We start from the raw sequence: 17,599 nt of genomic DNA, 5'->3' as shown, positions 1-17,599 counted from the left end.
CCGCGCTACCGGCGCGACGGGGAGGTGACCCGCAGCCGGGCGCGGGCCAGCTGCGCGCCGGTCAGCCGGCGGGCGAACACGGCCACCCGGCGCGGCCTGGACACCCGCACCCGGCGCTCCAGCACGCGGTAGTCGGCGCGCTCGATCTCGGTGAGGATGCCGCCGTACAGGTCGGTCGCGGCGCGCACGCAGTCCCGCGACTCCGGGGCCAGCATCGGCGTGCCGGGCGCGGCGTCGTCGTAGCGCCGCCGGACGACGTCCACCATCTCCTGCATCATCGCCCGGAACCGCTGGTCGTGGCGCTTCTCGGCCAGCTGCTCCCGGGTCACCCCGTGCGCGGCCATGACGTCGGCCGGGATGTAGACCCGGCCGCGGTCGACGTCCTCGGCGACGTCGCGCAGGAAGTTGGTCAGCTGGAACGCCTCGCCCAGCGCGATCGCGTGCGGGGCGGCCTCCTCCCGGGTCACGCCCGGGGCGGTGCCGAGCACGGGCAGCACCTGCAGCCCGATCACCGACGCCGAGCCCCACATGTAGCGGTCCAGCGCGGCCATGTCGGCGTAGCCGGTGACGTCCAGGTCGCTGGTCATGGCCGCCAGGAAGTCGACCACGTGCTCCAGCGGGATCCGGTACCGGCGGACGGTGTGCACCATCGCCAGCCGCACCGGGTCGTCGGACCAGCCGGCCTCGATCTCGGTCAGGGCGGCCCGGGACCACTCCGCCAGCTCGGCCTCCGGCTCCCGGCCGGGCAGGTCGGCGCCGACGTCGACGATGTCGTCGGCGGTGCGGGCGGCGGCGTAGAGCGCGTGCACCGCGGGCCGGCGGTCGGGGGTGAGCAGCCGGGTGGCCAGGTGGTAGCTCTTGCCGTGCTCGGCGTTGATCGCCGCGCAGTGCGCGTAGGCGGCGTCCAGCGCCGCCTGCTGCTCGGCGCGGGTGGCCGGCGGGGTGGGCACGGTCGGTGCGGTCATCGCCCGACCGGCCCGGTGATCCGCTCGGCGGCCAGCCGGCCGCTGATCACCACCATCGGGACGCCGACGCCGGGCTGCACCGAGGAGCCGGCCAGCACGACGTTCTCCGGCCCGCCCGGGGGCAGGGTGCGCGGCCGGAACGGCCCGGTCTGGCCGAAGGTGTGCGCCAGCGCGAACGGGGTGCCGGCCGCCATGCCCTGCGCCGCCCAGTCCAGCGGGGTGAGCAGCTCCTCGACCTCGATCGACCCGGTGAGCCCGGTCCAGCCCCGGGCCTCCATGGCGGCGAGCACCTCGTCGCGGTAGCGGGGGCCCAGCGTCGTCCAGTCCAGGTCGGGGTTGCCACCGCTGCGCCGGTCCAGGTTGGGCGTCGGCGCCACGATGCTGAGCACCTGGCCGCGCCCGTCGGGCACCAGCGAACGGTCGGTGCGCGAGGGCATGCTGATCAGCAGGCTGGGGTCGGACATCGGCCGCCCGTCCCGGGTCAGCTCGTCGAACACCTGCCGCCAGGTCGAGCCGAAGCTGATCGTGTGGTGCGCCTGGCCGGGCAGCTCGTCGGTCACCCCCACGTGCACCGCGACGCAGGACGGCGAGTACGTGGGCCGCAGCCGGCGGCGCCGGCCGGGCACCAGCCGGTCGGGCTGGTCGACGGTGACCACGACGGCGTCGGCCGGCAGCCGCTCGCCGCCGGCCAGCAGCACGCCGGTGGCCCGGCCGCCGCGCAGGTCCAGCTCGATGACCGGGGTGTCGTAGCGGAACACCACCCCGGCGGCGGCAGCGGCGTCGGCCATCGCCTGCGGCACGGCGTGGATGCCGCCCATCGGGTGCCAGACGCCGGCGCCGATGTCGAGCTGGGCGATCACCGCGTAGGCGGCGACGGCCCGGAACGGGGACACCCCGGCGTACAGCGCCTGGAAGCTGAACAGCCGGCGCAGCCGCTCGTCGGTCAGGTGCCGGTCGACGTGCCGGGCCAGGGTGCGGAAGCCACCGAGCCGGGCCAGGGTGACCACCTCGGGCCCGAGCAGGTCCAGCGGGGAGTCGAAGTTGCGGTCGATGAAGACCGGCAGCTGCAGCCGGTACAGCTCGGCGATGTGCTCCAGGTAGCGGCGCAGCTCGACGGCGGCGTCCGGCCCGCAGGTGGCCGCCACCTCCGCGGCGAAGGCGTCCGGGTCGGCGTGCACGTCCAGGTGGCTGCCGTCGGCGTACTGCGCGCGGTAGGTGGTCTCCAGCGGGACCATCGTGACCCGGTCGCTCAGCTGCTCACCGACGCAGGCCAGCGCCTCGTCGACCAGCTCCGGCGCGGTGAACACCGAGGGCCCGGTGTCCAGGGCGTAGCCCTGGCGCTCGACCCGGCCGGCGCGTCCGCCGGGGCCGGGGCCGGCCTCCACGACGGTGACCTCGCGGCCGGCGCCGCGCAGCCGCAGGGCGGCCGACAACCCGGCCAGCCCCGCCCCGACGACGACGACGCGGTCGGTGCGGCCGGGCACGGTGCGCAGCCGGCGGCCCAGGAACGGGCGCGGTCGGCGCGGTGCGGGGGAGGGGACGCCTGCGCTGGGCGTCCCGGGGACCATGCCGGGGGAGCTGGGGGTGGTGATGTCCGGTCTCCGGTTCAGGCGTTGCGGGAGGTCGCTGCGACGGCGAGGCCGTCCAGGGCGGTGCGGGCGTCCTCGGCGATGGCGGCGTCGCCGATCGCCTGCCGGGCGCGGGCGGTCTGGTCGGCGATCCGCTGCTCGACCTGGTCACGGGCGCCGGTGCTCACGATCAGCGCGCGCACCGCGTCCAGGTCGGCGGGCGTGGCTGCCGGGTTGCCCAGGCCCCGGGCGAGCAGGGCGCGGCCGGCGGCGTCGGTGCGCTCCTCGGCCAGGGAGATGAGCAGGGTCTGCTTGCCCTCGCGCAGGTCGTCGTCGGCGGACTTGCCGGTGACCGCCGGGTCGCCGAACACGCCGAGCACGTCGTCGCGCAGCTGGAACGCCTCGCCGAGCGGCAGGCCGATCCCGGAGTACGTGTCCGCTGCCTGCTCGCCGGCGCCGGCGAGGGCGGCGCCGAGCTGGAGCGGGCGCTGCACCGTGTAGCCGGCGCTCTTGTAGCGGGCCACGGTGAGCGCGCCCTGCGGGCCGGGCAGGCCGCCGGCGGCGCGCAGCAGGTCCAGGTACTGCCCGGCGGTGACCTCGGTGCGCATCCGGTCCCAGACCGGGCGGGCACGGATGAGCGCCTCGGTGGAGATGCCCGAGCGGCGCAGCAGCTCGTCGGACCAGACCAGCGCGAGGTCGCCGACCAGGATGGCCGCGCCGACGCCGAACGCGGCGCCGTCGCCGTCCAGGGAGGCGGCACCGTGCCGGGTGGCGAAGCCCAGGTGGGTGGCCGGGCGCCCGCGCCGGGTGCTGGCGGCGTCCATCACGTCGTCGTGCACCAGGGCGCTGGCGTGCACGAGCTCCAGGGCGGCGACGGCCCGCAGCACGGCGTCGTCGTCCTCGCCGTCCGGGCCGGTGAGCCCGCGCCAGCCCCAGTAGGCGAAGGCCGGGCGCAGTCGCTTGCCACCGCCGGCCAGCGCGGTGACCTCGTCGACGACCGGCAGCAGGCTGTCGTCCATCCCGGCCAGCGTGCTGCGCTGCTCGGCGAGGAACCCCGACAGGGCCTCGCCGACCACGGCCCGCAGCCGGTCGAGGTCGGCCGGCAGGCGCGCTGGGGCAGCGGCCTCCGGAGAGAGGTCTCGCTGCTGGGTCCCGGCGGTCACGCACCCGAGTATGCCCAGCGCGCGCCCGCAGAGCCCGTCCGGGTGACAGGAGGCTGATGCTGTCCGCCCGGTCCCGGGCCCGCCCGCCGCCGGTGTCCGCTGCGCGTCCCGGGGGTCGTGAGCGACCGGCGACTACCGTGTGGCCCCGTGGCACAGACCGTTCGTGAGCTGCTCGTCCCCGGCGTCCCGTCGTGGTCCTTCGAGTTCTTCCCGCCGAAGAACGCCGAGTCCGAGGCCCAGCTGTGGACGGCGCTGCGCGAGCTGGAGCGGCTGCGGCCGTCGTTCGTCTCCATGACCTACGGCGCCGGGGGCTCCACCCGGGAGGGCACCGTGTCGGTGACCGAGCGGATCGCCGCGGAGACGACGATGCTCCCGCTGGCCCACCTCACCGCCGTCGACCACAGCATCGCCGAGCTGCGGCACGTGGTCAGCCGGCTGGCCGCTGCCGGGGTGCGCAACCTGCTGGCGCTGCGCGGGGACCCGCCCGGCTCGGACCCGCAGGCCGACTGGGTCGCCCACCCCGACGGCCTGCACTACGCCGCGGAGCTGGTGGAGCTGATCAAGGGGATCGGTGACTTCTGCGTCGGCGTGGCCGCCTTCCCCGAGCTGCACCCGCGGTCGGTCGACGCGGACACCGACGTCGACATGTTCGTGGCCAAGTGCCGGGCCGGCGCCGACTTCGCCATCACCCAGATGTTCTTCCGGGTGGAGGACTACCTGCGGCTGCGCGACCGGGTGGCCGCCCGCGGCTGCGACGTGCCGGTGATCGCCGGCGTCATGCCGGTGACCAACGCCCGGTCGATCTCCCGGATCGTGCAGCTGTCCGGACAGGCGTTCCCGCAGGACCTCGCCGACCGCTTCGCCGCCGCCGACGGCGACCGCCCGGAGGACAAGGCGGCGGTGCGCGCCCTGGGCGTGGAGGTGGCCACGACGATGTGCGAGCGGCTGCTGGACGAGGGCGTGCCCGGCATCCACTTCATCACCATGAACCGCTCCACCGCGACGCGCGAGGTCTACACCAACCTGACCAGCCGCGTCCCCCTCGCCACCGCCTGACCCAGCTCCGCGGCCGGCACGCGGGCACGGGAGACGCGTCACGTGTGGTGAGGCGTCCCGGGGTCAGCGTCCGGTGAGCAGGGCGTCGGCCTGCCGGGCCGCCCGGCGCAGGCCCTCGTGCTCGGCGGCGTAGCCCCCGACCACGCCGACCACCGGCAGCACGGCCAGCGCCCGGTGCCGCAGCCTGCCCTTCGGGCGCCGGTCGAGCTCGTCGTCGATGCGGCCGAGCAGCCGGGCGACCCGCCAGAGCGTGCGGGCGGCGCCGCGCTCGCCCCGGGCCCCGAGCGCCTCGTCGGCGTACACGCCGGCGGCGCGCTGCAGCAGTGGCGTCACGGTCGCCGGGGGCAGGTCGCGGTCCAGCAGCACCCGGGCCAGCAGGCTGATCCGCTCCTCCGGGGCCGTGACGCCGTGCTCGCCGGCCACCCCGGTGACCACCACCGCCTGCACGGCCGAGCCGACGGTGTTCTGCAGCGGCAGCAGGTCGGCCAGCTTGCCGGCGAAGCGCGGCGCGGCCGACACCCCGGCGGCGACCCGGCTCACCTGCTCGGCCCACCACGCCGCCCGCTCCGGCGCCGGGAGCTCCGGCGGCCGGCCGAGGCGGCGCACCAGGGGGGCGCAGAGCTGGTCGACCCGGCGCAGGACGTCCACGACGACCGCGTCGCTGATCGGGGGTGCCATGCCGGCACGCTACTGAGCACGATCACGGGTCCGCAGTCCGAGCGGCTCGCACGGCTGCGTGCGCCTCTCGTACCGGGCACCCCGGGCGCTGGTCGGGAGGGTGCACCGCCCGGGTGACGGGCGGGCCACCTGTGGGTGTCGTGTGCAGGTGGCCGATCCGTCGGGCAGGTGGCGCACGGGTCGTACGGTGAGTCGTGCCCCTGCTCCGCCCGCGCTCGGCGCTCCGCTGGTCGCTGGTGGGCCTGCTCGTCCTGCTGCTCGCGGCCCTGCCCTCGCTGGTCGGACGGCTCCCGGCGGCGGACGCCGACCGCAGCGCGGCCGACCTCCGGGCGGCCGTCCTCGCCTCCGGTGACGTGGCGTTCTCCGGGTACGCGCAGAGCGCCGGCGGGCTGACCCTGCCGCTGACCGACACCTTCACCGGCATCGCCGACCTGTTCAGCGACCGGGCCACGATGCGCACCTGGTACCGCTCGGCGCAGGACTGGCGCACCGACGTGGTGACCGCGACCGGGGAGACCGGCACGCACCGCGACGCCACCGGGACCTGGACCTGGCAGTACGAGGACGACGAGGCCACCCGAGCCCGGGTGTTCCCGCTGTCGCTGCCGATCGCGCCCGACCTGCTGCCCAGCGACCTGGGCCGCCGGCTGCTCTCCCAGGCGGCCGACGACGAGCTGACCCGCACCGGTGCCGAACGGATCGCCGGCCGGGACGCCCTCGGCCTGCGGCTGGTACCGGCGGATGTCGCGTCCTCGGTGTCCCACGTCGACCTCTGGGTGGACGCGGCGACCGGCGTGACGCTGCGGGTGGAGGTCTTCGGCGGCGACGCCTCCGCGGTGGGCGTCGTCACCGGCGAGCCGGCCCTGTCCACGGGCTTCCTGGACGTCGACTTCACCGAGCCCGCGGCGTCGGTGACCGCCTTCACGCCGCCGCCCGGCGCCGACGTCGAGACCGACGAGGGCCTGCCCGTTCTCGACGGCGGCCGGACGCCGGACCAGTCGCCGCTGCCCGCCGAGCTGGCCGGCCTGCCCCGGCAGGACGTCGAGGGCGTGGAGCGGTCGGTCGGCGTGTACGGCCGGGGCATCACCCAGCTGGTGGTGGTGCCGATCCCGGGGCGCTTCGCCGACCGGCTGCGCGGGCAGCTGGACGTCGCCCCCGGCGCGGTGCTCGACGACCTCGGCGTCCGGCTGTCCGCCGGACCGCTCGGACTGATGATCGCCACGGGTCCCCGGGGCGCCACCTACCTGCTGGCCGGCACCGTCACGAGCGAGACGCTCGCGTCGGTGGCCGGGCAGCTGCCCACGACCGGAGGACGCGGATGACCGGGGCCCTGACCACCACCGGGACGCCGGGCGCGGCGCCGCCGGTGCGACGGTCGGCCACCACGGTGATCGGCACCTCGAACCTGCGCAAGCGCTACGGCGCGGTGCACGCCGTCGACGGCATCGACCTGGACGTGCGCGCCGGCGACGTCTACGGCTTCCTCGGGGCCAACGGCTCGGGCAAGACGACGACGGTGCGGATGCTGCTGGGCCTGGTGCTGGCCACCGAGGGCGAGATCGAGCTGCTCGGGGAGCCGATGCCGCGGGCCGGGCGCCGGGTGCTGCCCCGCGTCGGAGCGCTGATCGAGAACCCCGCGCACTACGGCCACCTCTCCGGCCGGGTCAACCTGACCCTGCTGGACGCCGCCGGCCCGGGCGGGGACCGGCGCACCCGCGCCGACCGGGTGTCGGCGGTGCTGGAGCAGGTCGGGCTGGGCGCGGTGGGCCGCCGCCCGGTGAAGGCCTACTCACTGGGCATGCGCCAGCGCCTGGGCCTGGCCGGGGCGCTGCTGCGCCGTCCGGAGCTGCTGGTCCTGGACGAGCCGACCAACGGCCTGGACCCGCAGGGCATCCACGAGATCCGCGACCTGCTGCTGGAGCTCAACCGCACCGGCACCACGGTCTTCCTCTCCAGCCACCTGCTGGCCGAGGTGGAGCAGCTGTGCACCCGGGTGGGCGTGCTGGACCGCGGCCGGCTGGTGCTGCAGGACGAGCTGGCCACCCTCACCGCACCCACCGGCGCGACCCTGGTGCAGACCCCGCGACCGGACCTGGTGCACCGGGTGCTCGGCGGCCGGGTGCTGCGCGTCGACGGTGAGCGCGTGGTGGTGCACGGCGCCGACCCGGCCGAGGTCAACGCCGCGCTGGTCGGCGCCGGCGTGCCGGTGACCGGGCTGGAGCTGGAACGGCCCTCGCTGGAGGAGGTCGTGCTCGCCGCGGCCAGCAGCAGCGCCGACCGGGTGGACGGCGCAGCGGGCCGGGGAGCCGGCCGGTGATCGCCGTCGAGCTGGTCAAGTTGTTCCGCCGGCCGCGCACCTGGGTGACCATCGCGCTGCTCAACGCACTGCCGGTGCTGGTCGCGGTGCTGCTGGCGCTCACCGACCTCGGGCCGCGCCCCGGTGAGGGCCCGGCGTTCCTCTCCGCGGTGCTGACCAACGGCAACCTGTACCCGCTGGCCGCGCTGGCCATCGTGCTGCCGCTGTTCCTGCCGATCGCGGTCGCCGTCGTCGCCGGGGACTCGGTGGCCGGCGAGGCGCAGGGCGGCACGCTGCGCTACCTGCTCGCCCGGCCCGCCGGGCGCACCCGGCTGCTGGTGGCCAAGCTGGTGGCGGCCTTCGTGTTCGTGCTGGTGGCGGTGGTCGTGGTCGCGGCGGTCGGCTACGTCACCGGCTCGGTGCTGTTCGGCGTCGCACCCACCGGCACCACCACCTTCTCCGGGACGACGCTCAGCTCCCAGCAGATCGTGGTCCGCACGCTGCTGGCGATCGGCTACGTCACGTTCTCCATGCTCGGGGTGGCGGCGTTCGCGCTGTTCTTCTCCACCCTCACCGACTCACCGCTCGGGGCCACCCTGGGTGCCCTCGCCGTGCTGATCACGTCCTCGCTGCTGTTCACCCTGGACGCCGCGTCGTCCATCGCGCCGTACCTGCCCACCCGGTACTGGCTGTCCTACGTCGACCTGTTCCGCGACCCGATCCTGTGGCGGGACATCGTGCGCGGCGTCGGGCTGCAGGCGGTGTACCTCGTCGTCCTGCTGGGTGCGTCGTGGGCGAACTTCACCACCAAGGACGTCACCAGCTGACCCGTGCTGGGCATGATCACGGCGTGAGGGGAAGGCGCCGCAGGGCGGTCGAGTGGCTGGCCGCCACCGCGGCAGGCGGCCTGCTGGCCGCCTGCCTGGTGACGGCGCTGCTGTCCCTGGTGTCCCGGGACCGGTGGGACTGGGGCCGGTTCTGGTTCCTGGTGCTCATGATGGGCGTCTGCTCGGTGGCGGGACGGGCGGGGGAGCGGCTGGGCCGCCGGATCGACCGGCCGCCGCTGCAGGCGCCGACGGCCCGGGAGTCGGCGCACACCCGGCACAGGGCCGAGACCGAGGAGGCGGTGCGCGCCGGGGTGCTGCCGGAGGGCGCCGACCCGGCCGAGTGGCGCGTGCGGGTGCGCGGCTACGTCCGGGGGGCGGACGCCCTCGTCGCCGGTTGTGTCGCCGCCTGCTGGCTGACCTCCGCGCTCACCGCCCTGGCCGCCGAGCTGCACTCCGACGGTGACCCGGTGGTGCGTGCCCTCGCCGTCGTGCTGCTGGTGCTGCCGGCGCCGCTCGGCCTCGTGCCGCTCCGGGTCCGCCGCCGGGTCCGGCGGCTCACCGACCAGCTCTGACCCCGGGGGCCTCGCCGGGGGCCGGAGCCGCCGCGCCGGAGCAGTGTCCCTCGGCCGGCCGCTCCCACGCCGGAACCGGCCGTTGTGGGGACGACGCTTCGACGGCCGGGCACGGTGACGAGCAGCTGCGGCTCGCCGACCTGACCTCCTGAGCGGGCAGTGTCCCCCGCCCGGCCGTCCTGGTACCCGGAACGGCCGCCACGGGGACGACGCCCGGCGGGCCGACGCTCAGGCGGCGGACAGCCGGGCACAGTCGGCGGCGGTCAGCGGGACCGGTGGGCCGGGGGCGAGTTCGGCCAGCACCATGGCCTGCACCAGCGGGTCGCGGGGGAGCTGGCCGTGCTCCACGCGGGAGTCGGCGCACACCGACTGCACCTGCAGGTCCAGGGCACCGTCCAGGCGGGCGGTCTCCGGCGGGGTCACCGTGGTGTCGGCCGTCGTCCAGATCGACACGTAGGTGGGCCCGGGCGGGGTCTCGTCGCCGGCGTTCAGCTCGGCCAGCAGCGCGCTGTCGGTGGTCAGCTGCTGGCAGGCCTCCGGGCAGACCGACGGCCCGACGTCCTGGCCCAGGTCGGCCAGCCGGGTGCCGTGGTTCGGCGTGCCCAGCAGCACCACCCGGCGGGCCTGGTCGGCGCCGCCGTCGGCCAGCCACAGCCGGGTGATGACGCCGCCGGCGGAGTAGCCGACCACGTCGACGCTGGTGGCACCGGTGCGGGCGAGCGCGGCGTCGACGGCCTCGCCCAGCACGTCGGCGGAGGCGTTCATGTCCCCGGTGCCGTCGCCGGGCACCTCGACCACCTCGGCGTCCCGGCCCTCGGCGCGCAGCCGGTCGGCCAGCGTCTGCAGCGACGCCGTCGAGCCGCCGTACCCGGGCACCAGCAGCACCGGGCCCACGGTCTCCTGCGGCACGGCGGCCACGTCGCCCGCGGTCAGCCGGGGCACCACCAGGGCGGCGGTCAGCGCCAGCGCGGCGACGACGACGAGGGCGGCGAGGCCGAGCGCGAGGCGGCGGCGGGCGGGAGCGAGACCGGAGAGCACGCCACCACTGTCCCCGCTGCACCGGACCGCGGGCCGGTGCGACCGGTGCGGCCACCCCGTCGGGGATGCTGGGCCGGTGCAGATGCTGAGCCGGGACGAGTACTTCGCCGCCTGGTCGACCTGGCACGGCGGCACCGACCCCAACGACAGCCGGCTGGTGCGCGGCTGGCTGTCCGCCGCGTACGCCCTCGCCGTCCCGCTGGCCGCGGTGCCGCCGGTGGCCGCCACCGCGTTCGGGCTGGCCGTGGCCGCGGCGGCGATCGGCCCGGCCGCCGCGGGCGGGTGGTGGCTGGTCGCGGCCGGGCTGCTCGTCGGGCTGTCCGGCCTGCTGGACTCGCTGGACGGGGCGCTGGCGATCAGCACCGGCCGGGCCTCGCGCCGCGGGTTCGTGCTCGACTCCGTCGTGGACCGGCTGACCGAGGTCGCCTACGCCCTCGCGCTGTGGGTGGCCGGCGCCCCCGGCTGGCTGGTGGTGCTCTTCGGCGCGCTCTGCTGGCTGCCGGACTACCTGCGGGCCCGGGCGGGCCAGGCCGGCGTCAGCGAGACCGGCGCCATCTCGGTGTGGGAGCGCCCCACCCGGGTGGCCATGGCCGGGATGACCCTGGGCGGCGCGGGCATCGTCTCGGCGACCGGGCAGGCCGGGCTCGTCGTCACCGTCGGGACGGCGGTCGGGGCGGCCCTGGGCCTGCTCGGCACCGTCCAGCTCGGGGTGCAGCTGCGCCGCCGTCTGGGTGAGCCCTGAGCCGGCAGCGTGCGGTCCGGCGGGGGCGTTGCCTACCCTGGTGGGGTCGTCCGGGTGGCAGGCAGGTGAACTGCCGCCTCCCCGGTGCGCGAACACCGTCCGCCCGCCCCGCGTCCCGCCCCTCCCTGGAGCCTCCTCGTGCCCGTCGCCGTGACCGGTTCCATCGCCACCGACCACCTGATGACCTTCCCCGGGAAGTTCACCGACCAGTTCGTCGAGGGCCAGATGGAGAACGTCTCGCTCTCCTTCCTGGTCGACGACCTGGTGCAGCACCGTGGCGGGGCCGGCGCGAACATCGCCTACGGCCTGGGCCTGCTCGGTCTCGCGCCGGTGCTGGTGGGCGCGGTGGGCAGCGACTTCGCCGACTACGACTCCTGGCTGAGCCGGCACGGCGTCGACACCGGCAGCGTGCACTGGTCGGAGGTCAAGCACACCTCCCGCTTCGTGTGCACCACCGACGCCGCGAACAACCAGATCGCGTCCTTCTACTCCGGGGCGATGGCCGAGGCGTCGATGATCGAGCTGGCGCCGGTGGAGAAGCGGGTGGGCTCGCTGGACCTCGTCGTCGTCGGCCCGAACGACCCGACGGCGATGGTGCAGCACACCCGCGAGTGCCTGGAGCGCGGCTACCCGTTCATGGCCGACCCGTCCCAGCAGCTGGCCTGGGCCGACGGCGAGATGGTGCGCACCCTGGTCGACGGCGCCGACCTGCTGTTCACCAACGAGTACGAGGCCGGCCTGCTGCTGCAGAAGACCGGCTGGACCGCCGACGAGGTGCTGGCGAAGGTGGGCACCTGGGTGACCACCCGGGCGGCGCACGGCACGATGGTCCGGCGGGCGGGCGAGGAGACGATCGAGGTCATCGCCGTGCCCGAGACCAAGACCGTGGAGCCCACCGGCGGCGGCGACGCGCTGCGCGCCGGGTTCATCGCCGCCCGCCAGTGGGGCCTGGGTCTGGAGCGGGCCACCCAGGTCGGCTCGGCGGTGGCCACCGAGGCGATCGAGGTCGTCGGCACGCAGGAGTACAGCCTGCCGCGCGGGCCCTTCCTGGAGCGTTTCGCCGCCGCCTTCGGCGCCGACGCCGCCGACGAGGTCGCCCCGCACCTGCCCTGACGGGCGGCCCCGCCCTGCCTCACTCCCCGCGCAGCGCCCGGCCGATCGAGGGGTCCTGCTCCCAGGTGCTGTAGGGGATGCGGCGGATCTCCTTGAGCTCGCCGACCGTCGTCCACTCGTTGCCGCCGAGCCGGGCCAGCGGGCGCAGCTCCTCGATCCGCGGTCGGCCGTCCCGCACCACCCGCGCGTGCGCGGCGACGTGCACGACCTCGCCGAGGACCACGGTGCTGTCGCCCAGGCGCAGGGTGGAGTGCAGCCGGCACTCCAGCGACACCGGTGAGTCCGCGACCCGCAGGGCCGCCACCCGCTCGCTGGGTTCCAGCCGGACGCCGGTCAGCTCGGCCTCGCTCAGGTCCGGTGGGAAGTCGGTGCCGCCGGCGTTGACCTGCTCGAAGAGCTCCACCGGGGCGAGGCTGACCGTGAACTCGCCGGTCTCCTCGACGTTGGTCAGCGAGTCCTTGCGGCCCACCGAGGTGAACTGCACGATCGGCGGGTCGACGCAGGCCACGGTGTAGAACGAGTAGGGCGCCAGGTTGTGCACCCCGGCCGCCGACCGGGTGCACACCCACGCGATGGGCCGGGGGACGACGACGGAGTTCAGCACCCGGTAGAAGGCGCCGGCGCCCATCTCGGCCGGGTCGAAGTGCACGCGCTCGGGGGAGTCGGGGACTGTCACCGGACCATCGTCGCCGAGCGGGCCGAGGTCACCGCGCCGGGGGTGACGACGCTCCCGGGCGCCCCACGTCCAGCGAGCGGCCGCGCCAGGTGAGCCGCCCGGCGCGGTGCGCCCGCAGCGACCGGACGAGCAGGACGTCGAAGGCCAGCACCGACAGCGGGTGCGCCAGTGCGTCGGGCCAGGCGCGGCCGCCGGTCGCCCGCGCGACCACCACCCGGTTCAGCACCCCGGCCGCGTAACCGACCAGCCCGGACCGGTGACCGGCCAGCGCGGCCACCGGGGGCACCACCCAGACGGCGGTGAGCAGGACGCCGGCCGCCGCCGAGGACACCGGGCTGCCGCCCACCGCCGCCCACAGCGACTTCGTGTAGCCCTCGCGCACGGCCGGCCAGCCTTGGTACATCCGGCAGGAGGCCAGCGAGGAGCCGTCGACCACGACGCCCGAGCCTCCCGCGCGCTTGACCGCGCGCAGCAGCGTGACGTCCTCGATCACCGCACCGCGCACCGGCGCGTGCCCGCCGGCGCGGTCGTAGCCGTCGGCCCGGCACACCAGGAACTGGCCGTTGGCGGCGGCCAGCGACGGCCGGGGTGAGCGTTCGGCGGCGCGCAACGGGAGCAGCGTGCCCCACAGCCACTGCTGCAGCGGCTGGACCAGGCGTTCGGCGGCGCTGCCGGTGAGCTGGCGGGGCCACGGGGACACCAGGTCCAGTCCGGTGCCGGCCAGCAGGGCCACGGCGGCGGCCACCGCCTGCGAGTCCAGCCGCACGTCGGCGTCGAGGAAGACCAGCACGTCGGTGTCCCCGGCGGCGGCCCGGCCCACCGCGCAGGCGTGCGGCTTGCCCAGCCACCCGGGCGGCAGCGGCCCGGCGGGCAGCAGGGACACCCGCGGGTCGTCCAGCCCGCGCACCAGGTCGGCGGTGCCGTCGGAGGACCCGTCGTCGACCACGACCACGGCCAGCCGCGGCACGCCCTGCTGGGCGAGCACGGCGTCCAGGCAGGCGAGCACGTGCTCCCGCTCGTCACGCACCGGCACCACCACGGTCACCCGGGCGCCGGTCGGCGGCGCGGGCAGCGGCGGGCGGTGCAGCAGCCGCACGTTCAGCGCCGCGTGCGCCGCGGCCAGCACCGACAGCCCGGCGAGCGCCGGCACCACCCGGCTGCCGGCGGTGCGGGTCACCGGCCGGCGCCGGGCCGCGCGGCGCGGTGGTGGAGGCCCAGCGCGGCCAGCACCGGCACGGCGAGCGCGACCCCCCAGGCCGCGGAGCCGGGCAGCCCCAGCCAGCCGACGTGCGCCAGCGCGCCGCCCAGGGTCATCCAGGCCAGGGCGACCAGCGGTGCGGCGTCCCCGGTGTGCGGGCTGCCGGGCTCCCGGGTGCGGTCGACGAGCACGTCGAGCAGGCCCATCAGCACGATCCCGGCCAGCAGCCAGCCGGCCAGGTTGGTCAGCGGCACCGTGTCGATGCCGGGCAGGCCGGGGGAAGGGTGCGCCCAGGTCCAGTAGCCGGCGTCGACCATCTGCGGGTCGAGCAGCACGTCCCAGCCGGCGAACACGTAGGCCGCGACCAGCACCCGCGCCGGGCGGCGCCGGGCCAGCCGGGCGGCGAGCACCCAGCTCGGCCAGGCCATCATCAGCCACGCCAGCGGCACCAGGAACGGCACCCCGGCCAGCGTCGGGCCGAGCTGGTCGGAGTACGTGTACGTCCCGTACGGGTAGCCGGTGGCCAGGCCCACCGCCTCGAACGCCACGGCGACCACGGCCACCAGCCCGAGCAGCCCCAGCGCGGTGCGCGGGCCGCGGCTCACCCCGGCGTGCACCACCGACAGGGCCGAGCCGAGCAGCACGATCGCCCAGCTCACCACGTCCCGGACGGCGCCGTCGGAGGTCAGCGGGTAGGCGATGGCGGTGAGCAGCAGCGCCCCGGTGAGCACCGCGGGCGCCCGCCGGGCCGCCGGCACCCGGGTCAGGGCACCGGCCGTCATCGGGTGGGGTCCGGGGGCAGGGCGGGGGTCATCGGGTGGGGTCCGGGGGCAGGGCGGGGCTCATCGGCGCCGGAGGGCCGACAACCCGGCCGACAGGCCGGCGGACACCGCCCGGCGGGCCCGCGCCGCCGGGGCGCGGTCGGCGAGCACGATCCGGGCCGCCGTCCGGCCGGAGTTGCCCGACACCCCGCCGCCGGGATGGGTGGAGGCCCCGGCCAGGTACAGCCCGTCCAGTCCCGGTACGCGGTGGCCGGACAGCGCCGGGGTGGGCCGGAAGGCGAACATGCTGGCCAGGCTCATCTCCACGTGCATCACGTTGCCCCGGGGCAGGGACAGTTCCCGCTCCAGCTGCAGCGGGGTCTGCACGTAGGTGTCCAGCACGGAGGCCGCGAAGCCGGGGGCGTACCGGTCCACGGCGTCCACCAGCTGCCGGGCGGCGGGCTGTGCCAGGTCGTCCCAGTCGCTGCCGTCGGCCAGCTGGTAGGGGTACCACTGGCCCCAGATGGTCACCACGTAGCGGCCCTCGGGCGCCAGCGTCGGGTCGCTCGCGGAGAACGACATGGCCAGCGGCACCGGGTCGCGGGGCAGCAGCCCGGCTAGCCAGTCGCCGTGCGCGGAGGCCAGTTGCGCCCGGTCGGTGCACAGCAGCTGCAGGCCCTGCAGGGCGTCGTCCGGGTCGACGCCGGGGTAGGCGGGCAGCGCGTCGGTCAGGCAGCGCACCACCAGCCCGAAGCCGTTGCCCAGCGGGGGCGCGGCGTCGGCCAGGGCGGGCGGGGCGTGCTCGCCGGCGATGTCGCGGGTGGCCAGCACGTGGCACGCGGCGACGACGACCGGGGCCTCGACCCGCCGTCCGGACGCCGTCCGCACGCCGGTGACCCGGCCGTCGTCGACCAGCAGCCGGGCGGCGCCGTCCCCGAGGATGACCCGGCCGCCGTGCGACTCCAGCTTGCGGCGCAGCGCCTGGGTCAGCCCACCGGAGCCGCCGACCGGGTGACCGGGCGGGGTGGTGTGCAGCAGGGCGACCCAGCCGACCATCGCCGCGGTGCCGGGCTCGTGCATGGGAGGGCCGGACTGCGCGCCGAACCAGGACAGCGCCGCCTTGAGTCGCTCGGAGCTGAACCAGCGGTCCAGCAGCGCGTCCCCGGAGCCCAGGAAGTCGGTGGCCAGCTCCGCGCCGGCGGTGCGCTCCTGCCCCTTCTGTGGTGCGCCCAGCGGCCACAGGTGCCGGGCCAGCCGGCCGGGGCTGGGCCGGTCGCCGAAGGCCCGCACCACGTGCGCGCTGCGCGGGCCCCAGACGCCGACGAAGCGCCGGTAGGCGGCGGCGTCCGCCGGGCCGCAGGCGGCCGCGATGGAGGCGCAGGTGGCGTCCAGGTCGACGGAGAACACCAGCGGCCTGCCGTCCGGGCCGGGGTCGCCGGGCACCGTGGCCGGGGCGAAGCCCCACGGGTCGCAGTCGATGTAGGTCAGCCCGTGGTCGGCCAGGCCCAGCTCCTCGACCACCCCGCTGTGCCGGATGATCACGTGCGCGCTGGAGCCGCGGTCGACCAGCACGCCCGGCCAGCGCTCGACGGTGGACACGGCGCCACCCAGCACGTCGTCGGATTCCAGGACCTCGACCCGGAGCCCGGCGGCGGCCAGGTGGCAGGCGGCCACCATGCCGTTGTGCCCGGACCCGATGACGACGGCGTCGGCGACGTCGGTGTGGATGTGTTCGATGTCGTTGGCGGGGGCGGGGCTCACGCGGGTTCAGGACTCCGAGGGACGGGCGCCGGGGCGCGGCAGGGGCAGCCGGGCGCCGAGGATGGCGAAGGGGCGGGCGTCACCCGGGAAGTGGTAGCCGCGGGCCAGGTCGACGAAGCCGTCCGCGTGGTAGAGCCGGAACGCCTTGGTGTCGGCGTCCGGGGTGGAGAGCAGGGCGGCCGGGTGCGGCAGGCCCTCGACCAGCGCGTGCAGCAGCTGGCGGCCCAGCCCGCGGCTCTGCGCGTCGGGGTGCACGTGCAGCTCGCACACCTCGAAGGCCCCGGTCAGCCACTTCTTCGCGGTGCGGCGGTCCAGGGCGTTGCGCACCTGGTCGTGCCACCACTGCCCGGGCTCGGCCAGGTAGCCGTAGCCGAAGCCGACCAGCCGCTCGCCGTCCACCGAGTCCGAGAACGCGCCCACGGCGCGGAACCCGGGCCGCTCGGTGTGCTGGACGGCGTAGCCATACCGGCCGGCGACGACGGACTCTCCGTAGCCCATCGCGGCGCCGTAGATGGCCAGCGCCTCGTGCATGTGGTCGCGCAGCCAGCGGGTGGGCAGCTCGGTGACCCGGGTGGCCGGGGTGGTGTCGGTCATGGCAGTGCTCCCTGCTGGGCGGTGCCGACCTCGGCAGGGGTGCCGTCGGTCAACCGGATCAGCTCGTCGTAGCTGGTGGGGAAGACGGTGTGCGGGTGGCCGGCCGCGGCCCAGACGGTGTCGAACCGGGCGAGTTCCACGTCGACCAGGGTGCCGATCGGCTCCGGGTGCCCGATGGGTGAGACCCCGCCGACGGCCTGGCCGGTGTGCTCGCGCACGAAGTCGGGGGTGGCCCGCTCGACCCTCGGCACCCCGAGCAGCCGGGCGACCGCCGGCTGGTCGACCCGGTGCGCGCCGCTGGTGAGCACCAGCAGCGGGCTGCCGTCGACGTCGAACACCAGGCTGTTGGCGATCGCGCCGACCGGGACGCCGAGCTGTGCCGCGGCCGCCGCGGCGGTGCGGGCGCTGTCGGGCAGCTCGCGGACCTCACCCCGCACCCCGGCCTCGGCCAGCAGCCGGGCCACCTCGGCGCCGGGGGTGCGGGCTGGCGGGGTCATGCAGGGCAGTCTCCCACCGTCGCGCGCGGCGCGTGGCGGTGACGTCGGGCCACCGTCACCGGGCCCCACCGGTCGCCGCCGGGTGACGTGCTGT

At 76.4% G+C, this 17,599-nt stretch carries 18 protein-coding genes; 7 read left to right on the top strand and 11 right to left on the bottom strand.

What is annotated here, in order from left to right:
• Positions 1 to 5 precede the first annotated feature (5 nt).
• Genes G1H19_RS05485 through G1H19_RS05475 form a run of 3 tightly spaced genes read right to left on the bottom strand, consistent with a single transcriptional unit; the run spans position 6 to position 3,696 of the window.
• Complete coding sequence (locus G1H19_RS05485; protein ID WP_152728702.1) at positions 6 to 965, bottom strand: phytoene/squalene synthase family protein; 960 nt, start codon at positions 963 to 965, stop codon at positions 6 to 8.
• Positions 962 to 2,533 (bottom strand): phytoene desaturase family protein, encoded by a 1,572-nt coding sequence (gene crtI, locus G1H19_RS05480; protein ID WP_174278012.1) that lies wholly within the window; start codon positions 2,531 to 2,533, stop codon positions 962 to 964. Before crtI ends, G1H19_RS05485 begins: the two co-directional genes overlap by 4 nt.
• A 38-nt stretch (positions 2,534 to 2,571) precedes the next feature.
• Positions 2,572 to 3,696 carry a polyprenyl synthetase family protein gene (locus G1H19_RS05475; protein WP_202925829.1) on the bottom strand — a complete coding sequence of 375 codons (1,125 nt, stop codon included), beginning with the start codon at positions 3,694 to 3,696 and terminating at the stop codon, positions 2,572 to 2,574.
• A 147-nt stretch (positions 3,697 to 3,843) separates the two neighbouring features.
• Here G1H19_RS05475 and metF point away from each other — a divergent pair, with 147 nt between their 5' ends.
• Positions 3,844 to 4,752 (top strand): methylenetetrahydrofolate reductase [NAD(P)H], encoded by a 909-nt coding sequence (metF, locus tag G1H19_RS05470; protein ID WP_162392558.1) that lies wholly within the window; start codon positions 3,844 to 3,846, stop codon positions 4,750 to 4,752.
• 63 nt (positions 4,753 to 4,815) lie between these two features.
• On the opposite strand, the gene G1H19_RS05465 is transcribed toward metF, so the two are convergent.
• The gene (locus G1H19_RS05465; RefSeq protein ID WP_152728706.1) at positions 4,816 to 5,430 is read right to left on the bottom strand and encodes a hypothetical protein; all 615 of its coding nucleotides are present in this window, start codon (positions 5,428 to 5,430) and stop codon (positions 4,816 to 4,818) included.
• 194 nt (positions 5,431 to 5,624) lie between these two features.
• On the opposite strand from G1H19_RS05465, the gene G1H19_RS05460 reads away from it, so the two are divergent.
• Genes G1H19_RS05460 through G1H19_RS05445 form a run of 4 tightly spaced genes read left to right on the top strand, consistent with a single transcriptional unit; the run spans position 5,625 to position 9,125 of the window.
• Complete coding sequence (locus G1H19_RS05460) at positions 5,625 to 6,752, top strand: LolA-like protein (protein ID WP_235927999.1); 1,128 nt, start codon at positions 5,625 to 5,627, stop codon at positions 6,750 to 6,752.
• Complete coding sequence (locus tag G1H19_RS05455; RefSeq protein ID WP_152728708.1) at positions 6,749 to 7,747, top strand: ABC transporter ATP-binding protein; 999 nt, start codon at positions 6,749 to 6,751, stop codon at positions 7,745 to 7,747. Before G1H19_RS05460 ends, G1H19_RS05455 begins: the two co-directional genes overlap by 4 nt.
• Positions 7,744 to 8,553, top strand: a complete 810-nt coding sequence (locus G1H19_RS05450) for an ABC transporter permease (protein ID WP_162392557.1) — start codon at positions 7,744 to 7,746, stop codon at positions 8,551 to 8,553. Before G1H19_RS05455 ends, G1H19_RS05450 begins: the two co-directional genes overlap by 4 nt.
• Before the next feature lie 23 nt (positions 8,554 to 8,576).
• Positions 8,577 to 9,125 carry a hypothetical protein gene (locus G1H19_RS05445; RefSeq protein WP_152728710.1) on the top strand — a complete coding sequence of 183 codons (549 nt, stop codon included), beginning with the start codon at positions 8,577 to 8,579 and terminating at the stop codon, positions 9,123 to 9,125.
• Positions 9,126 to 9,353: 228 nt separating this feature from the next.
• Here G1H19_RS05445 and G1H19_RS05440 read toward each other — a convergent pair whose 3' ends face one another.
• Positions 9,354 to 10,163, bottom strand: coding sequence for a lipase family alpha/beta hydrolase (locus G1H19_RS05440; protein ID WP_162392556.1), 810 nt, complete (start codon positions 10,161 to 10,163; stop codon positions 9,354 to 9,356).
• Positions 10,164 to 10,245: 82 nt separating this feature from the next.
• Here G1H19_RS05440 and G1H19_RS05435 point away from each other — a divergent pair, with 82 nt between their 5' ends.
• Both G1H19_RS05435 and G1H19_RS05430 read left to right on the top strand, forming a co-directional pair.
• Positions 10,246 to 10,905 (top strand): CDP-alcohol phosphatidyltransferase family protein, encoded by a 660-nt coding sequence (locus G1H19_RS05435; RefSeq protein ID WP_152729112.1) that lies wholly within the window; start codon positions 10,246 to 10,248, stop codon positions 10,903 to 10,905.
• A 138-nt stretch (positions 10,906 to 11,043) separates the two neighbouring features.
• Positions 11,044 to 12,018 (top strand): carbohydrate kinase family protein, encoded by a 975-nt coding sequence (locus tag G1H19_RS05430; protein ID WP_162392555.1) that lies wholly within the window; start codon positions 11,044 to 11,046, stop codon positions 12,016 to 12,018.
• A gap of 19 nt (positions 12,019 to 12,037) precedes the next feature.
• Here G1H19_RS05430 and G1H19_RS05425 read toward each other — a convergent pair whose 3' ends face one another.
• The 6 genes from G1H19_RS05425 to G1H19_RS05400 are packed head-to-tail and all read right to left on the bottom strand — an operon-like array spanning position 12,038 to position 17,505.
• A complete protein-coding gene (locus G1H19_RS05425; protein WP_202925828.1) occupies positions 12,038 to 12,694 on the bottom strand; it encodes a flavin reductase family protein in 657 nt (218 codons plus the stop codon).
• A 28-nt stretch (positions 12,695 to 12,722) separates the two neighbouring features.
• Entirely contained in the window at positions 12,723 to 13,871 is a 1,149-nt protein-coding gene (locus tag G1H19_RS05420; RefSeq protein ID WP_162392554.1) for a glycosyltransferase family 2 protein, read from the bottom strand.
• Positions 13,868 to 14,674 (bottom strand): carotenoid biosynthesis protein, encoded by an 807-nt coding sequence (locus G1H19_RS05415; protein WP_152728714.1) that lies wholly within the window; start codon positions 14,672 to 14,674, stop codon positions 13,868 to 13,870. The genes G1H19_RS05420 and G1H19_RS05415 overlap by 4 nt, the downstream gene beginning before the upstream one ends.
• A 60-nt stretch (positions 14,675 to 14,734) precedes the next feature.
• A complete protein-coding gene (locus G1H19_RS05410) occupies positions 14,735 to 16,414 on the bottom strand; it encodes a phytoene desaturase family protein (protein ID WP_235927998.1) in 1,680 nt (559 codons plus the stop codon).
• A gap of 6 nt (positions 16,415 to 16,420) precedes the next feature.
• Positions 16,421 to 17,008 (bottom strand): GNAT family N-acetyltransferase, encoded by a 588-nt coding sequence (locus G1H19_RS05405; RefSeq protein WP_152728715.1) that lies wholly within the window; start codon positions 17,006 to 17,008, stop codon positions 16,421 to 16,423.
• On the bottom strand, positions 17,005 to 17,505 hold the full coding sequence (locus G1H19_RS05400) for a YbaK/EbsC family protein (RefSeq protein ID WP_152728717.1): 501 nt from the start codon (positions 17,503 to 17,505) through the stop codon (positions 17,005 to 17,007). Before G1H19_RS05400 ends, G1H19_RS05405 begins: the two co-directional genes overlap by 4 nt.
• Between the last annotated feature and the right edge of the window lie 94 nt (positions 17,506 to 17,599).

Origin of the sequence: Goekera deserti (assembly GCF_010685995.1) — a bacterium.
GTDB classification, from domain to species: Bacteria; Actinomycetota; Actinomycetes; order Mycobacteriales; family Geodermatophilaceae; genus Goekera; species Goekera deserti.
This window is presented reverse-complemented; position numbering and strand designations above follow the sequence as displayed.